Source organism: Paenarthrobacter sp. CC6 (assembly GCF_040560085.1).
Classification (GTDB): domain Bacteria; phylum Actinomycetota; class Actinomycetes; order Actinomycetales; family Micrococcaceae; genus Arthrobacter; species Arthrobacter nicotinovorans.
Genome location: NZ_JARDAN010000005.1, coordinates 12,282 through 28,505, shown reverse-complemented (window position 1 = coordinate 28,505; position 16,224 = coordinate 12,282). Strand labels below are relative to the sequence as shown.

Annotated in this window: 18 protein-coding genes and 1 tRNA gene; 12 read left to right on the top strand and 7 right to left on the bottom strand. The window is 62.4% G+C overall.

All coding sequences use genetic code 11. The features are described from left to right. Positions 1-153: 153 nt before the first annotated feature. Complete coding sequence (locus PV760_RS02750) at positions 154-333, bottom strand: YMGG-like glycine zipper-containing protein (RefSeq protein ID WP_018777475.1); 180 nt, start codon at positions 331-333, stop codon at positions 154-156. Between the two features lie 34 nt (positions 334-367). Then, the gene (locus PV760_RS02745; protein WP_055975106.1) at positions 368-1,597 is read right to left on the bottom strand and encodes a multidrug effflux MFS transporter; all 1,230 of its coding nucleotides are present in this window, start codon (positions 1,595-1,597) and stop codon (positions 368-370) included. A 171-nt stretch (positions 1,598-1,768) separates the two neighbouring features. On the opposite strand from PV760_RS02745, the gene PV760_RS02740 reads away from it, so the two are divergent. The 6 genes from PV760_RS02740 (at position 1,769) to PV760_RS02715 (ending at position 7,072) form a co-directional block, all read left to right on the top strand. After that, entirely contained in the window at positions 1,769-2,617 is an 849-nt protein-coding gene (locus PV760_RS02740; RefSeq protein ID WP_354627098.1) for a phage holin family protein, read from the top strand. A gap of 44 nt (positions 2,618-2,661) precedes the next feature. After that, complete coding sequence (locus PV760_RS02735; protein WP_055975112.1) at positions 2,662-3,285, top strand: CDP-alcohol phosphatidyltransferase family protein; 624 nt, start codon at positions 2,662-2,664, stop codon at positions 3,283-3,285. Beyond that, complete coding sequence (locus tag PV760_RS02730; RefSeq protein ID WP_039240471.1) at positions 3,285-4,190, top strand: DMT family transporter; 906 nt, start codon at positions 3,285-3,287, stop codon at positions 4,188-4,190. Before PV760_RS02735 ends, PV760_RS02730 begins: the two co-directional genes overlap by 1 nt. A 107-nt stretch (positions 4,191-4,297) precedes the next feature. Then, positions 4,298-5,494, top strand: a complete 1,197-nt coding sequence (locus PV760_RS02725) for a glycosyltransferase (protein ID WP_354627097.1) — start codon at positions 4,298-4,300, stop codon at positions 5,492-5,494. An 83-nt stretch (positions 5,495-5,577) separates the two neighbouring features. Then, positions 5,578-5,651: transfer RNA gene (locus PV760_RS02720), tRNA-Ile, on the top strand. A 230-nt stretch (positions 5,652-5,881) separates the two neighbouring features. Further along, on the top strand, positions 5,882-7,072 hold the full coding sequence (locus tag PV760_RS02715) for an acyl-CoA dehydrogenase family protein (RefSeq protein ID WP_018777481.1): 1,191 nt from the start codon (positions 5,882-5,884) through the stop codon (positions 7,070-7,072). A 26-nt stretch (positions 7,073-7,098) separates the two neighbouring features. Here the strand turns inward: PV760_RS02715 and PV760_RS02710 are convergent, their stop codons facing one another. Further along, on the bottom strand, positions 7,099-7,605 hold the full coding sequence (locus tag PV760_RS02710) for a M23 family metallopeptidase (protein WP_018777482.1): 507 nt from the start codon (positions 7,603-7,605) through the stop codon (positions 7,099-7,101). Positions 7,606-8,012: 407 nt separating this feature from the next. Here PV760_RS02710 and rpsB point away from each other — a divergent pair, with 407 nt between their 5' ends. The 6 genes from rpsB (at position 8,013) to PV760_RS02680 (ending at position 12,898) form a co-directional block, all read left to right on the top strand. Then, complete coding sequence (gene rpsB / locus PV760_RS02705; RefSeq protein WP_018777483.1) at positions 8,013-8,882, top strand: 30S ribosomal protein S2; 870 nt, start codon at positions 8,013-8,015, stop codon at positions 8,880-8,882. Positions 8,883-9,003: 121 nt separating this feature from the next. Further along, positions 9,004-9,840 carry a translation elongation factor Ts gene (gene tsf / locus PV760_RS02700; protein ID WP_018777484.1) on the top strand — a complete coding sequence of 279 codons (837 nt, stop codon included), beginning with the start codon at positions 9,004-9,006 and terminating at the stop codon, positions 9,838-9,840. 121 nt (positions 9,841-9,961) lie between these two features. Then, the gene (pyrH, locus tag PV760_RS02695) at positions 9,962-10,699 is read left to right on the top strand and encodes a UMP kinase (protein WP_018777485.1); all 738 of its coding nucleotides are present in this window, start codon (positions 9,962-9,964) and stop codon (positions 10,697-10,699) included. 101 nt (positions 10,700-10,800) lie between these two features. After that, complete coding sequence (frr, locus tag PV760_RS02690; RefSeq protein WP_018777486.1) at positions 10,801-11,358, top strand: ribosome recycling factor; 558 nt, start codon at positions 10,801-10,803, stop codon at positions 11,356-11,358. Then, the gene (locus PV760_RS02685) at positions 11,358-12,293 is read left to right on the top strand and encodes a phosphatidate cytidylyltransferase (RefSeq protein ID WP_079581017.1); all 936 of its coding nucleotides are present in this window, start codon (positions 11,358-11,360) and stop codon (positions 12,291-12,293) included. Before frr ends, PV760_RS02685 begins: the two co-directional genes overlap by 1 nt. Positions 12,294-12,313: 20 nt before the next feature. Then, positions 12,314-12,898 carry a DivIVA domain-containing protein gene (locus tag PV760_RS02680; protein ID WP_018777488.1) on the top strand — a complete coding sequence of 195 codons (585 nt, stop codon included), beginning with the start codon at positions 12,314-12,316 and terminating at the stop codon, positions 12,896-12,898. Positions 12,899-12,901: 3 nt separating this feature from the next. Here PV760_RS02680 and PV760_RS02675 read toward each other — a convergent pair whose 3' ends face one another. From PV760_RS02675 to PV760_RS02660, 4 genes are read right to left on the bottom strand one after another with little or no spacing between them, the layout of a single operon-like run. After that, complete coding sequence (locus PV760_RS02675; RefSeq protein WP_079581016.1) at positions 12,902-13,627, bottom strand: hypothetical protein; 726 nt, start codon at positions 13,625-13,627, stop codon at positions 12,902-12,904. Between the two features lie 41 nt (positions 13,628-13,668). After that, on the bottom strand, positions 13,669-15,135 hold the full coding sequence (locus PV760_RS02670) for a sodium/solute symporter (protein WP_018777490.1): 1,467 nt from the start codon (positions 15,133-15,135) through the stop codon (positions 13,669-13,671). Then, positions 15,132-15,494, bottom strand: a complete 363-nt coding sequence (locus tag PV760_RS02665) for a hypothetical protein (protein ID WP_018777491.1) — start codon at positions 15,492-15,494, stop codon at positions 15,132-15,134. Before PV760_RS02665 ends, PV760_RS02670 begins: the two co-directional genes overlap by 4 nt. Then, positions 15,491-16,210 (bottom strand): LytR/AlgR family response regulator transcription factor, encoded by a 720-nt coding sequence (locus tag PV760_RS02660; protein WP_193589676.1) that lies wholly within the window; start codon positions 16,208-16,210, stop codon positions 15,491-15,493. Before PV760_RS02660 ends, PV760_RS02665 begins: the two co-directional genes overlap by 4 nt. Between the last annotated feature and the right edge of the window lie 14 nt (positions 16,211-16,224).

Genomic DNA, 16,224 nt, shown 5'->3' with positions numbered 1-16,224 from the left:
GATGTCCCCTTCACCGGTTAGGCACCGGTAACACCGGCTGGCCACCATTCTGCCCTGCGGCAGGGCTTTAGGGGAGGCTTTGAAACGTTCGACGCCGGAGGGTCGGCAAGAGCCGCCGCTTAGTCACGGTTCCTGCCTGGTCACGATTCCTGCCTAGTCACGATTCCATGGTCCAGGATTGACCCGGTACAGAACCGCGGCGCCGATCACGGCACCGAGCAACGCGCCGAAAACCGCGCTTCCTGCAGCGCGGCCGATGAGTGCCCCGGCCACCGCGCCCAGCATCGCACCGAGAAAGAGGCCCCTGCCATTGCGGTGCGGTTTGTTCGTCATAGTGACAGCCTACGGTGCGGTTGATGGATGGCAGCTAGTGGATGGAGGGCACGGTCCGTGGCCGCACAACCAACCAAAGTGCGGTCATGGAACCCGTGATGCAGACGGCCATCACAGCTCCCATGGGGACGGCGGAGGTGACCCCCAGCCAGCCGACCACCGGAGGAACGATGCCCGCCATCATGAACTGTGAAGCGCCAAGGAGGGAGGCCGCCGTGCCGGCTTGTGCGCCGTGGTTGGCCAGGGACAACACCTGGACGCACGGAAACATGAACCCGGTGGCGCAGATGTAGAACCACAGGGGAATCAAGGTGCCCCACAGCCCCACGTGGAACAGATCAAGCACGATGATCACAAGGGACATGCACAACATGAACAGCGTTGCTCCGGCCACAATCCACTGCGGGGCTACGCGCCGGATCAAGCGGGAACTGATCTGGACACCGGCCACGATGCCCAATGAATTGATGCCGAACAGGATGCCGTATTCCTGGGGGGAGAAGCCGTAGACCTTCTGGAAGAGGAAGGTGGACGCGGACAAATAGGCGAACAGGCCGCCGAAGTTGAGGCTGCCCACCAGCACCATGCCCACGAAAATCCGGTCCGTAAGTACCTTCTTGTAGCGCTGTCCGACCGTCACGGTGGACTTGCCGCGCTGTTCGGCAGGCAAGGTCTCCCGGATAAAGAAGATGGAGGCGATGATGACCAGCAGGCCGTAGCACGCCAGGAAGTAGAAAATCCCGGGCCAGGGAAAGACAAGGAGCAGTTGTGACCCGATCACCGGAGCCAGGATGGGCGCGAGCCCGTTGACCAGTGACATGCGGGAGAACATCCGCACCATGGAGTAGCCGTGGAAAAGGTCCCTGACCATTGCCATGGCCACCACGCCACCTCCGGCCGCCCCGATTCCCATGAGGACACGGAAAACGGAAAGCATGCCGATGTCGGTTGCCAGCGCAGCGCCCAGGGAAGAGCCAATATGCACGGCTGTGGCCAGGATCAGCGGCAGCCTGCGGCCTACCTTGTCGCTGAACGGTCCCACCACCAACTGGCCAAGGCCGAAGCCGACGGTTGTTCCGGTCAGGGTGAGCTGGATTGCCGCTTCCGAGACGTTGAAACTTGATTCCAGGGCCGGGAACGCGGGGAGGTAGAGATCGATGGTGAAGGGACCCAAGGCCGTCAAGGCGCCCAGGAGGAGAATGTAGACAAGCTTTTCGCGTCGGCTCAGGGAATCGCCCGGGGCAATGGGAGGGGTCACGATCATCTATCCTATGGCCCGGATCATATTTATTGCTGCTATGACGGGCGCGCCGGAGCGTGGCCCCGAAAGTTCAGCAGGAACCTGAATGATAGCTTTGAGGACAGGTGTCCGCGGCGGAGTTTTCCGCTGCGTTCGCCCGACACGATGCCAAGAGGAAGCAGTTAGGCGGAACCCATGAGTGGACGTCACACCGGCCGGACCAGTCAAGGACCAGCCATTCGTACTTTGCCGAAGACCCTCAAGCTCGTTGCACGCTTGGCCCCACGGCAAATCAATGATGAGATCGCCCTTGCCAAGGTGGAACTCAAACGCAAGGCCACACAGCTTGGCGTGGCCGGCGCCTTTTTCGGTGTTGCCCTCGTCTTCATGGCGCTGCTGGTCATTGCACTGGTGGTGGCAGCCATTCTGGGCCTGGCCACCATCTTGCCCGGCTGGCTCGCGGCTCTGCTCGTCTCAGCGTTTTTCCTTGTGGTTGTCGCCATCGCATCGCTGATCGGCATCGCCAAGTTCAAGAAGGCCATGCCGTTGGTCCCCGAGGACACCATCCGGGGCATCAAGCATGACCTCGGGATCGCCAAGGAAGGCTCAGCGTTCGACGAGTCGATCCTCGACCCGAACTCGCCTGCCGCCAAGGCCGCCAAAGCCGAAAAGGAAGCCGCAGCTGAGAAGGCCAAGGCCGAAAAGGCAGCAAAGGAAGCTGCCAAGGAAGCCGATGCCGTCAAGGCGCCCACGGAAGCCGAGCTTCGCTCCCGCCTGAAGAGGCGCCGCGAACACCTGACGGGTGTCCGCGATGAGCTGGGTGAACAGCTGGACGTCAAAAAGCAGGGCCAGGCCTTGCTCGAGAGCGCCAACGTCAGGTTCCAGGAGGGCAAGGAATTCGCTGCCGCGAAGTTCGCCGACCTCGGCGATTCAGTTCCCCAAAGCGTCAGCGAGCGGATGGCCGCGCACTGGAAAGACCTTGCAGCTTTCGCCACCGCCGCGGTGGTCTTCGTGGTTGCGCTGAGGAAGCTGCTGAAGAAATAGCAGGTTTCTGAGCACCGGATACTGAACACGAGGAAGGGGGACACATGAGGCTGATCGGTGCTGGTTCGCACCCGGATCGTCCGCAGGTCGACCATGACCTCATCTTCACTGTCCCCAATATCCTCACCGTCCTGCGTTTCATGGGCGTGCCTCTCTTTGTCTGGCTCGTGCTCTCCGAACAGGAGTACGGGTTCGCGGTCCTGGTGCTCGTCGTCATGGGCAGCACGGACTGGGTGGACGGCTACATCGCCAGGCGGTTCGACCAGACCTCCAAGTTGGGCAGGATCCTGGATCCGATGGCCGACCGGGCCGCCCTCCTGGCCGTGGCTTTCACTTTGGCGATTGCCGGCGTCGTGCAGTGGTGGTATCTGGCGGCGCTTCTGGTCCCTGACGCGATCCTGGCGATCGCATCGTTGATCTATTTCCGGAGCCACCCGGATCTTCCCGTGAGCATCGTCGGGAAAATCCGCACCGCCCTGCTGCTGGTGGGCACGCCATTGCTCGTCCTGTCCAAACTGCCCATACCCTTGACTGACGTGTATTTCGTGGCGGCGTGGACGTTCCTGGGCCTGGGCCTGGTGGGCCACTGGATTGCGGCATACAACTACTTCTGGGCCATCCTGCGAAAAGGAAAAGAATTGAAAACCGACGACGGCGGACTCGGCTGATGGTCTGGCTGGCGGTTTGCCTGGCGGTACTTGGAGCCTTCTTCCTCGCCATCGGCGCCCAGCGGCAGGGGAGCGCGGTGAAAGCCGATACGGGCGGCCTGGCGCTGAGCTCCAATGGCTTCCTGCGGCTTCTGCGGAATCCGCGCTGGATGCTGGGCCTGCTGTTCCTTGCCCTGGGCATGGTGATGAATGCCATTGCATTGGTGTCTGCGCCCTTGACGGTGGTGCAACCGATCGGCGCCATTGCGCTGGTCATCACCACGGTGGTCAATGCCAAAGACCAAGGACTGAGCATCAACCGGGCAACAGTTGTGGCGATCAGCGCCTGTGTCACCGGTTCCGCGCTGTTTGTATTGCTGGCCGTGTTCGTCACACAGGAAAATCACCACGTCAGCGGTGACGATGAGCTGACGATCGTGCTGCTCCTTGCCCTGGCCGTCGGTATTTTCGGCACCCTGGCCGTCTTGTTCAAACACCGGATGAGCGCCTTCATTTACATCCTGGGCGCAGGCGTCCTGTTCGGTTTCGTGGCCGTACTGACCCGGATTATCGGCAAGCACTTGCTCGATCCCAACGGACTCTTCCTGCTCAACGTCCAGTGGTACACGCTGATAGCCATCGTTGCTGCAGGTGGCCTGGGTTCTTGGTTTGTCCAGAGTGCGTACTCTGGTGGACCGCCGGACCTCGTGATCGCGGGATTGACTGTGATTGACCCGATGGTGGGCATTGCGATCGGCATCGTCATCCTTGGTGAGCTTCGTCCCGATGTCCACGCCGTGATGGCGATCGCCATGGCAGCGGCCGCTACGCTTGCTATCGTGGGGGTTATTGCCCTAAGCAGGCACCATCCGGAAGTCACCAAGCGCAAAAAGGACGCGAAGGCGGCTGCCAGCCGGAAGGCCTAGGGCAGATCTTTACCTTGCGCCACCGCTTTTGCGGGCGGCAACCCGGCGACACCGCAGCATTGCCACAAGCAGTGCTGTCCGCACCGTGACCATCAGGAGTTCTCCACGTGACCATTCCCGACACCAACAAGCCCCTTACCATCCTGATTGCCGCGGACACCTACCCGCCGCATGTCAACGGTGCTGCCCAGTTCGGCTACCGCCTGGCCAAGGGGATGACGGCACGCGGACACAACGTTCACGTGTTGGCCTGCCGTCCGGATTCGGGCAAGAGCTACACGGAACTCCGCGACGAGGCCACCGTGCACCGGCTGCGCTCCCATGGCGTTTTCACCCATGAGTACTTCCGCATCTGCTTCCCATGGGAAATCAAGAAGGAAATCAGCCTCCTGTTCGACAAAGTGCAGCCCGATGTCGTGCACATCCAAAGCCACTACATGATCGGCGAACACGTCCTTTATGAGGCCGTCAAACGCGGCATCAGGATCATTGCCACCAACCACTTCATGCCGGAGAACCTGAACCCGTTCCTGCCGTTCCCGCAGTGGTTCAAGGACATCGTGGGCCGCATTTCCTGGAAGGACATGGGTAAGGTCATGGGACAGGCTGACGTTGTCACCACCCCTACGCCTCTGGCCGCCAAGGCGATGCACCAGCACGCCTTCCTGCGCAAAGTCCTGCCGCTGTCCAACGGCATCGATTCTTCGGCGTATGAGCTTCAGCCCGGTGAAGTCATTGAACCGCACAGCCATCCCACCGTGCTTTTCGTTGGGCGCCTCGCGGAGGAGAAGCACATCGATGTGCTGATCGACGCCGTGGCCAAGACTCCCCGGGAGTTGAACGTCAACCTTGAAATTGTCGGCGGCGGAGAAGTCCGTCCGGCCTTGGAAGCCCAAGTGGCCCGGCTTGGCCTGGGAGACCGGGTCAAATTCCTCGGGCTCGCGAGCGACGAGGACCTGCGTGAGGCCTACATCAAGGCCGACATCTTCTGCATGCCCGGCACGGCCGAACTGCAGTCCCTGGTGACGCTGGAAGCCATGTCCGCTTCCACCCCTGTCCTGCTTGCCGATGCCATGGCGCTGCCGCACCTGGTCCGCGACGGAGAAAACGGCTACCTCTTCACCCCCAACGACAGCTCTGAACTCGCCGCGAAAATCACCAAACTGGTTCAGCTTCCCGAGGACGAGCTGGAAGCCATGGGCAAGGTGAGCCGCGAAATGGTGGAGCCGCACAGCCTTAACGGCACTCTGCAGACCTTTGAGGACCTTTACCGGGGCGCGTCCTATGAGGACATGGTGGTGTGACCAAAGCACTCCCCGTTAGCTATTAGTATTGCTAGAGTGCTTTGCCCGGAACGGCTGCTGGACGGCGGCTGTTCGGGCATTACGGGGCTATAGCTCAGCTGGTTAGAGCGCGGGACTCATAATCCTAAGGTCCTCGGTTCAAGTCCGAGTAGCCCTACCGGAAGATCCCCCTTGCCGACTCAAAGTCGGCAAGGGGGATTTTTTGTGTTGCCGGCCCTAGACAAGCGGGACCATGCACCGTTGCAGGAGGTGGCGTCATGCGGTAAGTTACTGATCAGTAACTTATTGCCCGCCGGTAACTTGGCTGCCCTGCCGACTCCCGGGTCACAGTGCAGTCCTTCCGGGACCTTGACGTGGTCGCAGGTGACCACCCTTGAAGGAGCGAACATGTCCAACACCGCATTCGACGCCACCACTCTTCCTTACGCCGATGGTGACTTCTATGCCTTCGAGCAGTTGCTGACAGGCAAGGAGCAGGACCGTCTGGCCGAAGTGCGGGAGTTCCTTGCCCGCGAGGTCACTCCGATCGCAGTGGACTGCTGGAACCGCGGCGAATTCCCCATGGACCTCATTCCCAAGCTTGGCGAGCTGGACCTCGTAAGCCCGGTTCGGCGCCAGGGATACTCCAATCTCTTTGCCGGCATGCTCCATGCCGAAGTGACCCGAGCGGATGCTTCCATTGCCACGTTCATGGGTGTCCATGACGGCCTCTTCACGGGCTCCATTGAAGCCCTCGCCTCCCAGGAGCAAAAGGATGCGTGGCTGCCGGACATCTACTCCCTGAAGAAGATCGGCGCTTTCGGGCTGACCGAGCCGCTGGGTGGTTCCGATGTTGCAGGCGGAACCCGCACGACGGCACGACGTGAAGGCGACACGTGGATTCTCAACGGTGCAAAGCGCTGGATCGGCAATGCCACCTTCTCGGACTGGGTGGTCATCTATGCCAAGGACGTGGCCGACAACCAGGTGAAAGCATTCCTGGTGGACACCACCCTGCCGGGCTATTCCGCCAGCAAGATCGAGAACAAGATTTCCCTCCGCACGGTCCAGAACGCGGACATCACCCTGGATAACGTGGTGGTGCCGGACTTCTTCAAGCTGGCCAACGGCAACAGCTTCCGGGATACCAACAAGGTCCTGAAGGTCACGCGCCTGGCTGTGGCGTGGCAGGCCGTCGGACTTCAGATGGCCGCCTTCGACGTTGCCCGCAGCTACGCGGTGGAGCGCCAGCAGTTCGGGCGCCCGTTGGCGGCCTTCCAGCTGGTCCAGAACCAGTTGGTGCAGATCCTGGGCAACACAGTCGCCTCAATGGGCATGATGGTCAGGCTTGCGCAGCTTGAGGACGCGGGCGTTGCCAAAGACGAACAGTCCGCCCTGGCCAAGGCTTTCACCACTGCACGCATGCGCGAAAGTGTCGCCCTGGGGCGCAGTATCCTCGGCGGCAATGGCATCGTGACGGACTACGGCATGGCCAAGATCTTCTCCGATGCCGAGGCGATCTACTCCTACGAGGGCACCCACGAAATCAACACTCTGGTGACCGGTCGGGCCATCACGGGCGTTTCTGCCATCGTCTAGAACCTCCGCGGACGGCGCGGCGGGGCTCACTCCAGCGGCAGCAACACTGATGGGCGCAGGTCGGACACAAAGCCCAGTGGATTGAGGTACTCCTCGCCGCGCCGAACACCCCAATGCAGGCACGTGGTGCTTCCGCAGTGTCCCGACTGCAGGGTGCCGACCGTTTGCCCTTTGGCCACGTGGTCGCCCTGCTTAAGGCTGCTGGCCACGGGTTCGAAACTGCTCCTGAGTCCGTCGCCGTGATCGATGGTGAGGACCGGGCGGTCAACCACGACGCCGGCGAAGGCCACCACGCCATCGGACGGCGCGGTGACCTGTCCGCCGTCGGGCCTTGGGCCTAAATCCACGCCGCGGTGTCCGCTCAGCCACGGCTTGTCCGGAGGATCAAACGTCCGCAGGACGGACGGCTTGGGGGACAGCGGCCAGCTCCATCTTCCCTGGGGAGCGTCCGGGGCGCCGTCCGCCCCGGACGGGATGCTGAGAGTGATGTTGAGGGTAAGGATCAAGGTGGCTGCCAGCTTCAGGAAGGACATGGATCCAGCCTTCCCTTTGCGTGATCCCGGGGCTACCGCGGGGAGCCGGTATGTGGACAACTGCCGGTGATGGGCGGTCCGTTGGGCGGTATGGCTGTAGTACACTTGGTGGAGCAGTTTGCTGTGCCCTCAAGCTTGTTCAGGAACATGTCTCATTCAGATGTGTGGGGGTGCCAGGCTGACTACGCGTATCCAGCCCTCCTCCAGCGAAGCCCATGGTTTCATGCTGCGGAGGATTGTGCCTCTTGCGGTCCGGAGGAGCCTTTGGTTCCATGCCGGATGAGAAGCGCAATGGATGCCAGGAGCCGCGCCCGTCCGGGCAGAGGCTAAACAACCGTCAACTATTGGCAGGGTAAGAGCAGCCCCATGGGCTCTCTCATGAATGACCTGCCGGAAGGAGCGTCGGCATGCCCGTCGTAACCATGCGCCAGCTGCTTGACAGCGGCGTCCACTTTGGACACCAGACCCGTCGTTGGAACCCGAAGATGAAGCGCTTCATCTTCACGGAACGCAACGGCATCTACATCATCGACCTTCAGCAGTCGCTGTCCTACATCGACCGCGCCTACGAGTTCGTCAAGGCTACTGTCGCCCACGGCGGCACCGTCCTGTTCGTCGGCACCAAGAAGCAGGCTCAGGAAGCAATTGCCGAGCAGGCTACCCGTGTTGGCCAGCCGTACGTCAACCAGCGTTGGTTGGGCGGTATGCTCACCAACTTCCAGACCGTCGCCAAGCGTATCCAGCGCATGAAGGAACTCGAAGAGATCAACTTCGACGACGTCGCCGGCTCCGCTTACACCAAGAAGGAGCTCCTGCTCCTCAAGCGTGAACTCACCAAGCTCGAGTCCAACCTCGGCGGTATCCGCAACCTGACCAAGGCTCCCTCGGTTCTGTGGGTTGTTGACACCAAGAAGGAACACCTTGCTGTTGACGAAGCCAAGAAGCTGAACATCCCGGTTGTTGCCATCCTGGACACCAACTGCGATCCCGATGAAGTCGACTTCCCGATCCCGGGCAACGACGACGCCATCCGCTCCGTCAACCTGCTCACCCGCGTTGTTGCCGACGCCGTAGCTGAGGGCCTCATCGCCCGCAACCAGCGCGCAACCGGTACCACCGAAGCTCCGGAAGAGCCGCTGGCCGAGTGGGAGCGCGAGCTCCTCGAAGGCAGCAAGGCTGAAGAAGCAGCAGCAGCTGAGGCTCCGGCCGCAGAAGCTCCCGCAGCAGAAGCTCCGGAAGCAACTGAAGCTGCAACCGGCGAAGCCGAAGCCAAGTAAATCTGGACCTTCCCTGATGCTGGAGACAGCGTCGGGGGCAACTGACAGGATGGCGGCTCACACGGTGGGCTGCCGTCCTGTCAGTCCGTAAACACACAAATTTCTAGACAGAGGGGTTCACATGGCGAACTACACTGCTGCTGACATCAAGGCCCTGCGCGAGCGCACCGGCGCCGGCATGATGGACGTCAAGAAGGCTCTTGACGAGGCCAACGGTGACGCTGAGAAGGCCATCGAGATCATCCGCATCAAGGGCCTCAAGGGTGCCACCAAGCGCGAAGGCCGTTCCACGGCTGAGGGCCTGGTTGCTGCCAAGGTCAACGGCGGCGTTGGCGTAATGATCGAAGTCAACTGCGAGACCGACTTCGTTGCCAAGGCTGACAAGTTCATCCAGCTGGCCGACAAGGTCCTCAACGTTGCAGTCGAGTCCGGCGCAGCCGACCTCGAAACCCTGCTGGCAACCGAAGTCGACGGCAAGCCGTTGTCCGAGGTCGTCGTCGAAGAGGGCGCTGTCCTCGGCGAAAAGGTTGTTGTCCGTCGCATCTCCCGCGTTGAGGGCACCACGGTTGACGCCTACCTGCACAAGACGTCCAAGGACCTCCCGGCCCAGGTCGGCGTCCTGTTCGCTGTCGACGGTGAAGGCGAAGCCGCTGCCACCGCCGCACACGACATCGCTGTCCACGTTGCAGCAATGGCACCGAACTACCTGACCCGCGAAGACGTCCCGGCCGAACTGGTCGAGTCCGAGCGCCGTATCGCCGAAGAGACCGCGAAGGCTGAAGGCAAGCCCGAAGCTGCTCTCCCGAAGATCGTCGAAGGCCGCGTTACGGGCTTCTACAAGGGTGAAGTTCTGGTTGACCAGGCATTCGCCAAGGATTCCAAGAAGACTGTTGCACAGGTCCTCGAAGAAGCCGGCGTCAAGGCAACCGCAGTAACCCGTTTCCGCGTCGGAAACTAGTAATTCATGAAAAGGGGTGGTCACTTCGGTGGCCGCCCCTTTTTCATGCACGCGTCCGGGTAGTACCTGCGCGGACCCCCAGCACGATAATCTAGCCAGAGTCCACCAACGGGAAGGCACCATGGAAACCGTCAACACTGCAATCCAGCCCGAGAAGACCCGCCGACGTGTACTTCTGAAACTTTCCGGCGAAGTCATCGGCGGAGGCAAGCTCGGCGTCGATCCCGAGACCGTCAGGGCCATTGCCAAGCAGATCGCAGCAGGTGTTGCGGATGTGGAAGTTGCAATCGTTGTTGGCGGCGGCAACTTCTTCCGGGGCGCTGAACTGTCCCAAAGCGGCATGGATCGCTCCCGCGCCGACTACATGGGCATGCTGGGCACCGTCATGAACTGCCTCGCGCTGCAGGACTTCCTGGAGCAGGCCGGAGTGGAGACCCGTGTCCAGAGCGCCATCACGATGGGCCAGGTGGCCGAGGCCTACATTCCCCGCCGCGCCATCCGCCACATGGAAAAAGGCCGGGTAGTCATTTTCGGTGCAGGCGCCGGCTTGCCGTATTTCTCCACCGACACGGTGGCTGCGCAGCGTGCGCTGGAAGTGCACGCAGATGTTGTCCTGATGGCCAAGAGCGGCGTGGACGGCGTTTACACGGCCGACCCGAAGAAGGACCCCACCGCCGAGAAGCTCGATGTCCTCAGCTACGACGACGCCCTGCGCCGCGACATCCGCGTCATGGACCAGACCGCCATGACCATGTGCAAGGACAACAACCTCTCCATGGTGGTCTTCGGCATGGAGGGCGAAGGCAATGTCACCCGGGCGATCCTCGGCGAAACGCTGGGAACCCTGGTAACTCCCTAGCAAGGGCTAGGATATTTCTAGGACCGTCCGCCCCTGGTGGCGGATCTTTACTGTGCATTGCCGCCTGCAGCTGGGCAGCAACTATTTCTGAGGAGAAACCCGTGATCGAAGAGACCTTACTCGAAGCCGGCGAGAAGATGGACAAAGCCGTGGAAGTAGCCAAGGACGATTTCGCCACGATCCGTACGGGCCGGGCCAACCCCGGTCTCTACAACAAGGTCATCGTTGAGTACTACGGCACACCCACCCCGCTCCAGCAGCTGGCGTCCTTCGGTGTGCCCGATGCCCGTACCATCCTGATCACGCCTTATGACAAGACCGCGCTGCGCGACATCGAAAAGGCCCTAAGTGACTCCGAAGTCGGGGCCAACCCGTCCAACGACGGCAACGTCATCCGCGTCACCATCCCGGAGCTCACCAAAGAGCGCCGCAAGGAATACGTGAAGATCGTCAAGGGCAAGGGTGAGGACGCCAAGGTCTCCATCCGAAGCATCCGCCGCAAGGCAAAGGACACCCTGGACAAGCTCGTCAAGGACGGCGAAGCCGGTGAAGACGAGGGCTCGCGCGCTGAGAAGGAGCTCGATGCCCTGACCAAGCAGCACGTCGACAGCATCGACGAGCTGCTCAAGCGCAAGGAAGCCGAGCTGCTCGAGGTCTGATGAGCCAGGCTGAGCCGGCGCCCGCTGAACGGGTCCCGACACGCGATACCCCCAAGCGCGCACGGCGTGTGCGGGCGAACCCCACACCCAAGGCAGGCCGCAACCTGCCCGCGGCCATCGGCGTCGGCCTTGCCATGCTGCTGGCCGTCCTGGGCGGGCTGCTGTTCCTCCCGTTGGGGTTCGTCCTGCTCACCACGGCCTTCGCGGTCCTTGGTGTTTGGGAAGTTTTCCGTGCCCTCGAAGCCCAAGGCACCAGGATGCCGATCGTTCCAGTGATGGTCGGCAGCCTGGTGATGCCGGTTTCGGCCTACTTTGGTGGTCTCGAAGGCCTGCTCTTCACCATGACAGCCAGCTCGGTGGCCGTACTGCTCTGGCGCTCCATCGAAAGCGCAGCCGGGGCGCCGCGCAGCGTCTTCGCGGGTGTCTTCACTTTGGCGTGGATACCGTTCCTGATCAGTTTCGCTGCGCTGCCGCTTCACGCCACTGGCGGAGCCACCCCCGTGGGCTTCTGGCCGCATGGAATCCCGGACGGGGCATGGCAGATCGCCTCCATGCTGCTGCTGGTGGTATCGAATGACACTTTCGGCTACATCGTGGGAGCTTCGTTCGGCAAGCACCCGATGGCTCCGAAGATCAGTCCCAAGAAGTCCTGGGAGGGGTTCGCGGGATCTGTGGGTGGTGCCATGGTGATCGGTGTCCTGGCCTGCATCTTCCTGCTGGACCGGCCTTGGTGGGTCGGCCTTGTCCTGGCCGTTGGAATGGTTGCCGCGGCAACCGCTGGCGACCTTGCCGAGTCCATGGTCAAGAGGGAACTCGGCGTCAAGGACATGAGCAGTATCTTGCCGGGCCATGGTGGTGTGATGGACCGTCTGGACTCGATCGTGTTCGCGGCCCCTGTGGCCTATGTTTTGTTCGCGCTGCTGAGCGGCGTCTGACAACCGATGAAGGAAAAATAGTGGCCTTGGATATTCGACGCCAGATCCCCGCGACGTTCGACCGCGTGGAACGCAGCAAATATGGTTATAACGCCAAGCAGGTAGACGAGTTTCTCCAGCGCGCACGGACGTCGTTTGAGAACCCTGTTGGCGCCGCTGACCAGGTTGCCAGCGTGGATGTCCGTGAGGTGGCTTTCGACCCCGTCAAGGGTGGCTACGACGCCCACAGCGTGGACGCCGCCCTGGACCGCCTTGAGGACGCGTTCGCACGCCGTGAGCGGGACGAACTGATCAGCCAACAAGGCGAGGAAGCCTGGTTGCGCCAGATCGGGAAGCTTTCCGGGATACTTCGCGGCAGGCTGCACAGGCCCGACGGTGAGCGTTTCCGCCGCCCGGCACGCAAGCGGACGCGCAGTTACAACGTCCAGGATGTCGATGCCCTGTGCGTTGAGTTGATCGGCTACCTGGAAAACGATCAGCCCTTGAGCGTAGACACCGTTCGACGGGCCGTGTTCCGTGCAGCCAAGGGCGATGAGGGCTACGAAGAAGCGCAGGTTGATGCCTTCCTCGCCCGAGTCGTGGAGCTGATGGCGGCCATTGACTGACGCCTACCCGGGCTGGTGAGGCGTGGGGGAGAGCGGCGGATTGTTCTTCCATACGTCCATGTAGTGGCGCCTGCCCCGTACCAAGGATGTGGCGAAGAACGCCAGGGCCACAACAACTGCGATGGCCACGGCAAGCACAACAGGCAGGCCGGCTGTCAACAGGGCTGATCCGAGCAGCAGGGCGATAAGTGCCGCATTGGCGAAACCCATGAAGACCATGCTGCTGCCGGCCACTTGGCTGAAGTCCTTCCTTCCGCCCAGGAAATAGTACGTGTGCCTCGAGCCTTCTTCGTCGTCGTGGTATCCGGCCATCAAGTATGGAGCCATTCCCGGGTCCAGGTCCACGTAGGCGGCGCGAAGCCGGTTCATGGCGATGACGTACATGAGGTCCTCCATGCCAACGCTCATGACACGGATATGAGTCAGCAGGCCGACCACAAGGTCGATAGCCAGTACGGTCAGGGCAAAGGCCCGGAAAGCGCCGGAGAATTGGGTGGCTTGGCCCACCAAAGCGACACTCAGCAGGCTGGCCGAGGTGAACGTCAGGAACATGCTGATCCGCGTGAGGACTTCCCCCTGCGTGGTGCTCCGTGAAGCGAGCAAGCTCCAATGCTCAGTGGCCAGCAGTTGCGCGCGGACGCTTGGCGACAGCTCCGGCGGACCGGCCGTTGCTTGCCCATGGCCGGCAGGTGTTGGTTCCCGGCCGCCGGATTGTGGTTCCTCGGACATGGCGACATTGTCCTCCCGGGCCGTTGCGCGGACAACAGCTTTCAGCGCTCGGTAGCTACCGGCCGCTCAGGTACATGCAGCCGTGACATCACCCGGTTGACTGAGGCGGGAACGCGGTTCCGCGTCACGATGGACACGATTACCGTGACGGCGAAGGCTGAAGGCACACTCCACGCCGCGGGCTGGGCCAGCCAAGCGGGAGCGTTCCCTGTCCCAGTCAGGGTGCCCGCCACCATGGCACCCCCACACAGCACTGCGCCTGTGACCATCCCTGCGATCGCACCAAAGTCCGTCAGGCCGCGCCACCAAATGCCCAGCAGCAGGACAGGACAGATGGTGGAAGCGGTGAACGCGAAGACCAGGCCGACGCTGCCGGCCAGGGCCAGGGTGTCCGTCATGAAAGCAAAACCCAAAGGCACGACGGCGGCCATCACCGCCGCGAGGCGGAACCCTCTCACACTTCCCCCGAACAGGTCCTGGCTGATGACACCGGACAGCGACACCACCAGGCCGGATGTTGTGGACAGGAAGGCAGCGAAGGCACCCGCCACCACGAGCGCTGACAACAGGTCACCTGGCACCCCGCCGATCAGCTTGCCCGGGAGGAGGAGGATCAGGGCGTCCGCTTGTCCGGAGTGTGCGAGCTCGGGGGCGAACATCCGTCCCAAGGCGCCGGAGAGAGTGGGGAAGAGGTAGAACACGGAGAGTAGGCCCAGGACGATCAGCGTGGTCCGGCGCGCAGATTGGCCGTCAGGGTTGGTGTAGAACCGCACCAGAACATGCGGCAGGCCAAGGGTTCCGAACAGCAAGGCCACCAGCAGCGAGATGTGTTGGTAGGCACCCGCAGCGGCCTGGCCGGTGGGATTGACCGGCAAGGGCGCCTGCGGTGGTGTTCCGTTGCCCACCAGCACCAACAGGATGAAGACCACAGGCACGGCAAGGGCAGTCAGTTTCAGCCAGTACTGGAAAGCCTGGACAAACGTAATGGACCTCATGCCACCTGCCACCACCGTGAGGCACACAACCGCCACCACCGCCGTCGAGCCTACCCACGACGGCAGGCCGGTGGTTATCCGGATGGTGAGCGCGGCGCCGTGCAGTTGCGGAACGATGTAGAGCCAGCCCACGGCCACCACCACCAGGCTCGTGACGCGGCGGACCAAGGGGGAGTCCAGGCGGGCCTCGGTGAAATCGGGGATGGTGTACGCGCCGGAGCGGCGCAGCGGTGCTGCCACGAAGAGCAGGAGCATCAGGTAACCGGCCGTGTAGCCAACGGGGAACCAGAGAGCGTCGGTGCCGGAGAGCAGGATCAGCCCCGCTACCCCCAGGAAACTTGCGGCAGAAAGATACTCGCCGCCAATCGCGGAGGCGTTCCACCACGGAGGGACGGTGCGTGAGGCCACGTAGAAGTCGCTGGTGGTCCGGGAGACGCGCAACCCGTAAAAGCCGATGACCGCCGTGGCGAGGGAAACGGCGAGGAACGCGAACAAGCCAACGGCTGGGTTCACTTGTCCTCCACCAGGTCCCGGTAGCGGGCCTCGTTGCGTGCTGCTGCCCGGTTGTAAAGCCAGGCGCTCAGGCCGATCACCGGATAGATGCCCACCCCAAGCGCCAGCCAGTCCAAGCGGATTCCCACAACGCGCGTCTCCGCTACGCCGGGACCGTAGACCAGGATCGTTGCAAGTACAGCGAGGATGATCAGGAATCCGCACGCAACCACCAACGCCAGGCGAAGCTGGGAGCGGATGAGGGAACGGACAAAGATCCGGCCGGCGTCCGAGTCCTCTGCGGCCTCATGTGGGTACGGCACCCGGCCGGTGGCAGGCGCGGCCGACTGGCGTGGAGCGGTAACGCGGACCCGGGTCATGCCTGTGGCCGGATGCGGGTGGACTGCAGCTTGTCCCTGACCGAGGGTAGGTGCCGCCTGCTGATGGGCAGCTCAGCACCCGAGACAGCGACGCTCGGTCCGGTAGTGGAAAGCTTGAGGTGTTGCACGTGCTGCAGCGCGATCAGGTAGGAGCGGTGAATCCTGATGAACCCGGCGTCCGCCCATTTCTGCTCGAGGTCGGTGAGGGGAACCCGGATGAGGTAGCTGGCCTCGGCGGTGTGCAGCCTTGCGTAGTCGCCTTGTGCTTGCACGTACGTGACATCGTCCCGGCGGATCATCCGGGTGGTGCTGCCGAGGTCAACGGTAATCATTTCCGGGGCAGGAGTGCCGTCCTTGATGAGTTCACTGATCCGGTCCACCGAACGGGCCAGCCGTTCCGCCCGGAGCGGCTTGAGCAGATAGTCGACGGCGGCGAGGTCGAAGGCCTCCAGTGCGCAGTCTTCGTCGGCGGTGACGAAGACGACGGCGGGCGGGCTGCTGCTGCGGGAAATGGCGCGGGCAATGTCCAGGCCTGACAGGGCGGGCATATGGATGTCCAGGAAGACGGCATCGACGGACTCCGTTTCCAGCTTGCGGAGCGCCTCGGTCCCGGAGGACGCGCGATGGATGGCGCCAATCCGCGCATCCCGTCCGAGGAGGAAGGCAAGTTCTTCCACCGCGGGCAGTTCGTCATCGGCGACGAGCACGTTGATCATGATTAAAGACTAAC

Excerpts from the sequence above, each read along its gene's own strand:
- PV760_RS02750 (WP_018777475.1), bottom strand. The coding sequence starts at position 333 with ATGACGAACAAACCGCACCGCAATGGCAGGGGCCTCTTTCTCGGTGCG.
- PV760_RS02745 (WP_055975106.1), bottom strand. The coding sequence starts at position 1,597 with ATGATCGTGACCCCTCCCATTGCCCCGGGCGATTCCCTGAGCCGACGC.
- PV760_RS02740 (WP_354627098.1), top strand. The coding sequence starts at position 1,769 with ATGAGTGGACGTCACACCGGCCGGACCAGTCAAGGACCAGCCATTCGT.
- PV760_RS02735 (WP_055975112.1), top strand. The coding sequence starts at position 2,662 with ATGAGGCTGATCGGTGCTGGTTCGCACCCGGATCGTCCGCAGGTCGAC.
- PV760_RS02730 (WP_039240471.1), top strand. The coding sequence starts at position 3,285 with ATGGTCTGGCTGGCGGTTTGCCTGGCGGTACTTGGAGCCTTCTTCCTC.
- PV760_RS02715 (WP_018777481.1), top strand. The coding sequence starts at position 5,882 with ATGTCCAACACCGCATTCGACGCCACCACTCTTCCTTACGCCGATGGT.
- PV760_RS02710 (WP_018777482.1), bottom strand. The coding sequence starts at position 7,605 with ATGTCCTTCCTGAAGCTGGCAGCCACCTTGATCCTTACCCTCAACATC.
- rpsB (WP_018777483.1), top strand. The coding sequence starts at position 8,013 with ATGCCCGTCGTAACCATGCGCCAGCTGCTTGACAGCGGCGTCCACTTT.
- tsf (WP_018777484.1), top strand. The coding sequence starts at position 9,004 with ATGGCGAACTACACTGCTGCTGACATCAAGGCCCTGCGCGAGCGCACC.
- pyrH (WP_018777485.1), top strand. The coding sequence starts at position 9,962 with ATGGAAACCGTCAACACTGCAATCCAGCCCGAGAAGACCCGCCGACGT.
- PV760_RS02685 (WP_079581017.1), top strand. The coding sequence starts at position 11,358 with ATGAGCCAGGCTGAGCCGGCGCCCGCTGAACGGGTCCCGACACGCGAT.
- PV760_RS02675 (WP_079581016.1), bottom strand. The coding sequence starts at position 13,627 with ATGTCCGAGGAACCACAATCCGGCGGCCGGGAACCAACACCTGCCGGC.
- PV760_RS02665 (WP_018777491.1), bottom strand. The coding sequence starts at position 15,494 with ATGACCCGGGTCCGCGTTACCGCTCCACGCCAGTCGGCCGCGCCTGCC.
- PV760_RS02660 (WP_193589676.1), bottom strand. The coding sequence starts at position 16,210 with ATGATCAACGTGCTCGTCGCCGATGACGAACTGCCCGCGGTGGAAGAA.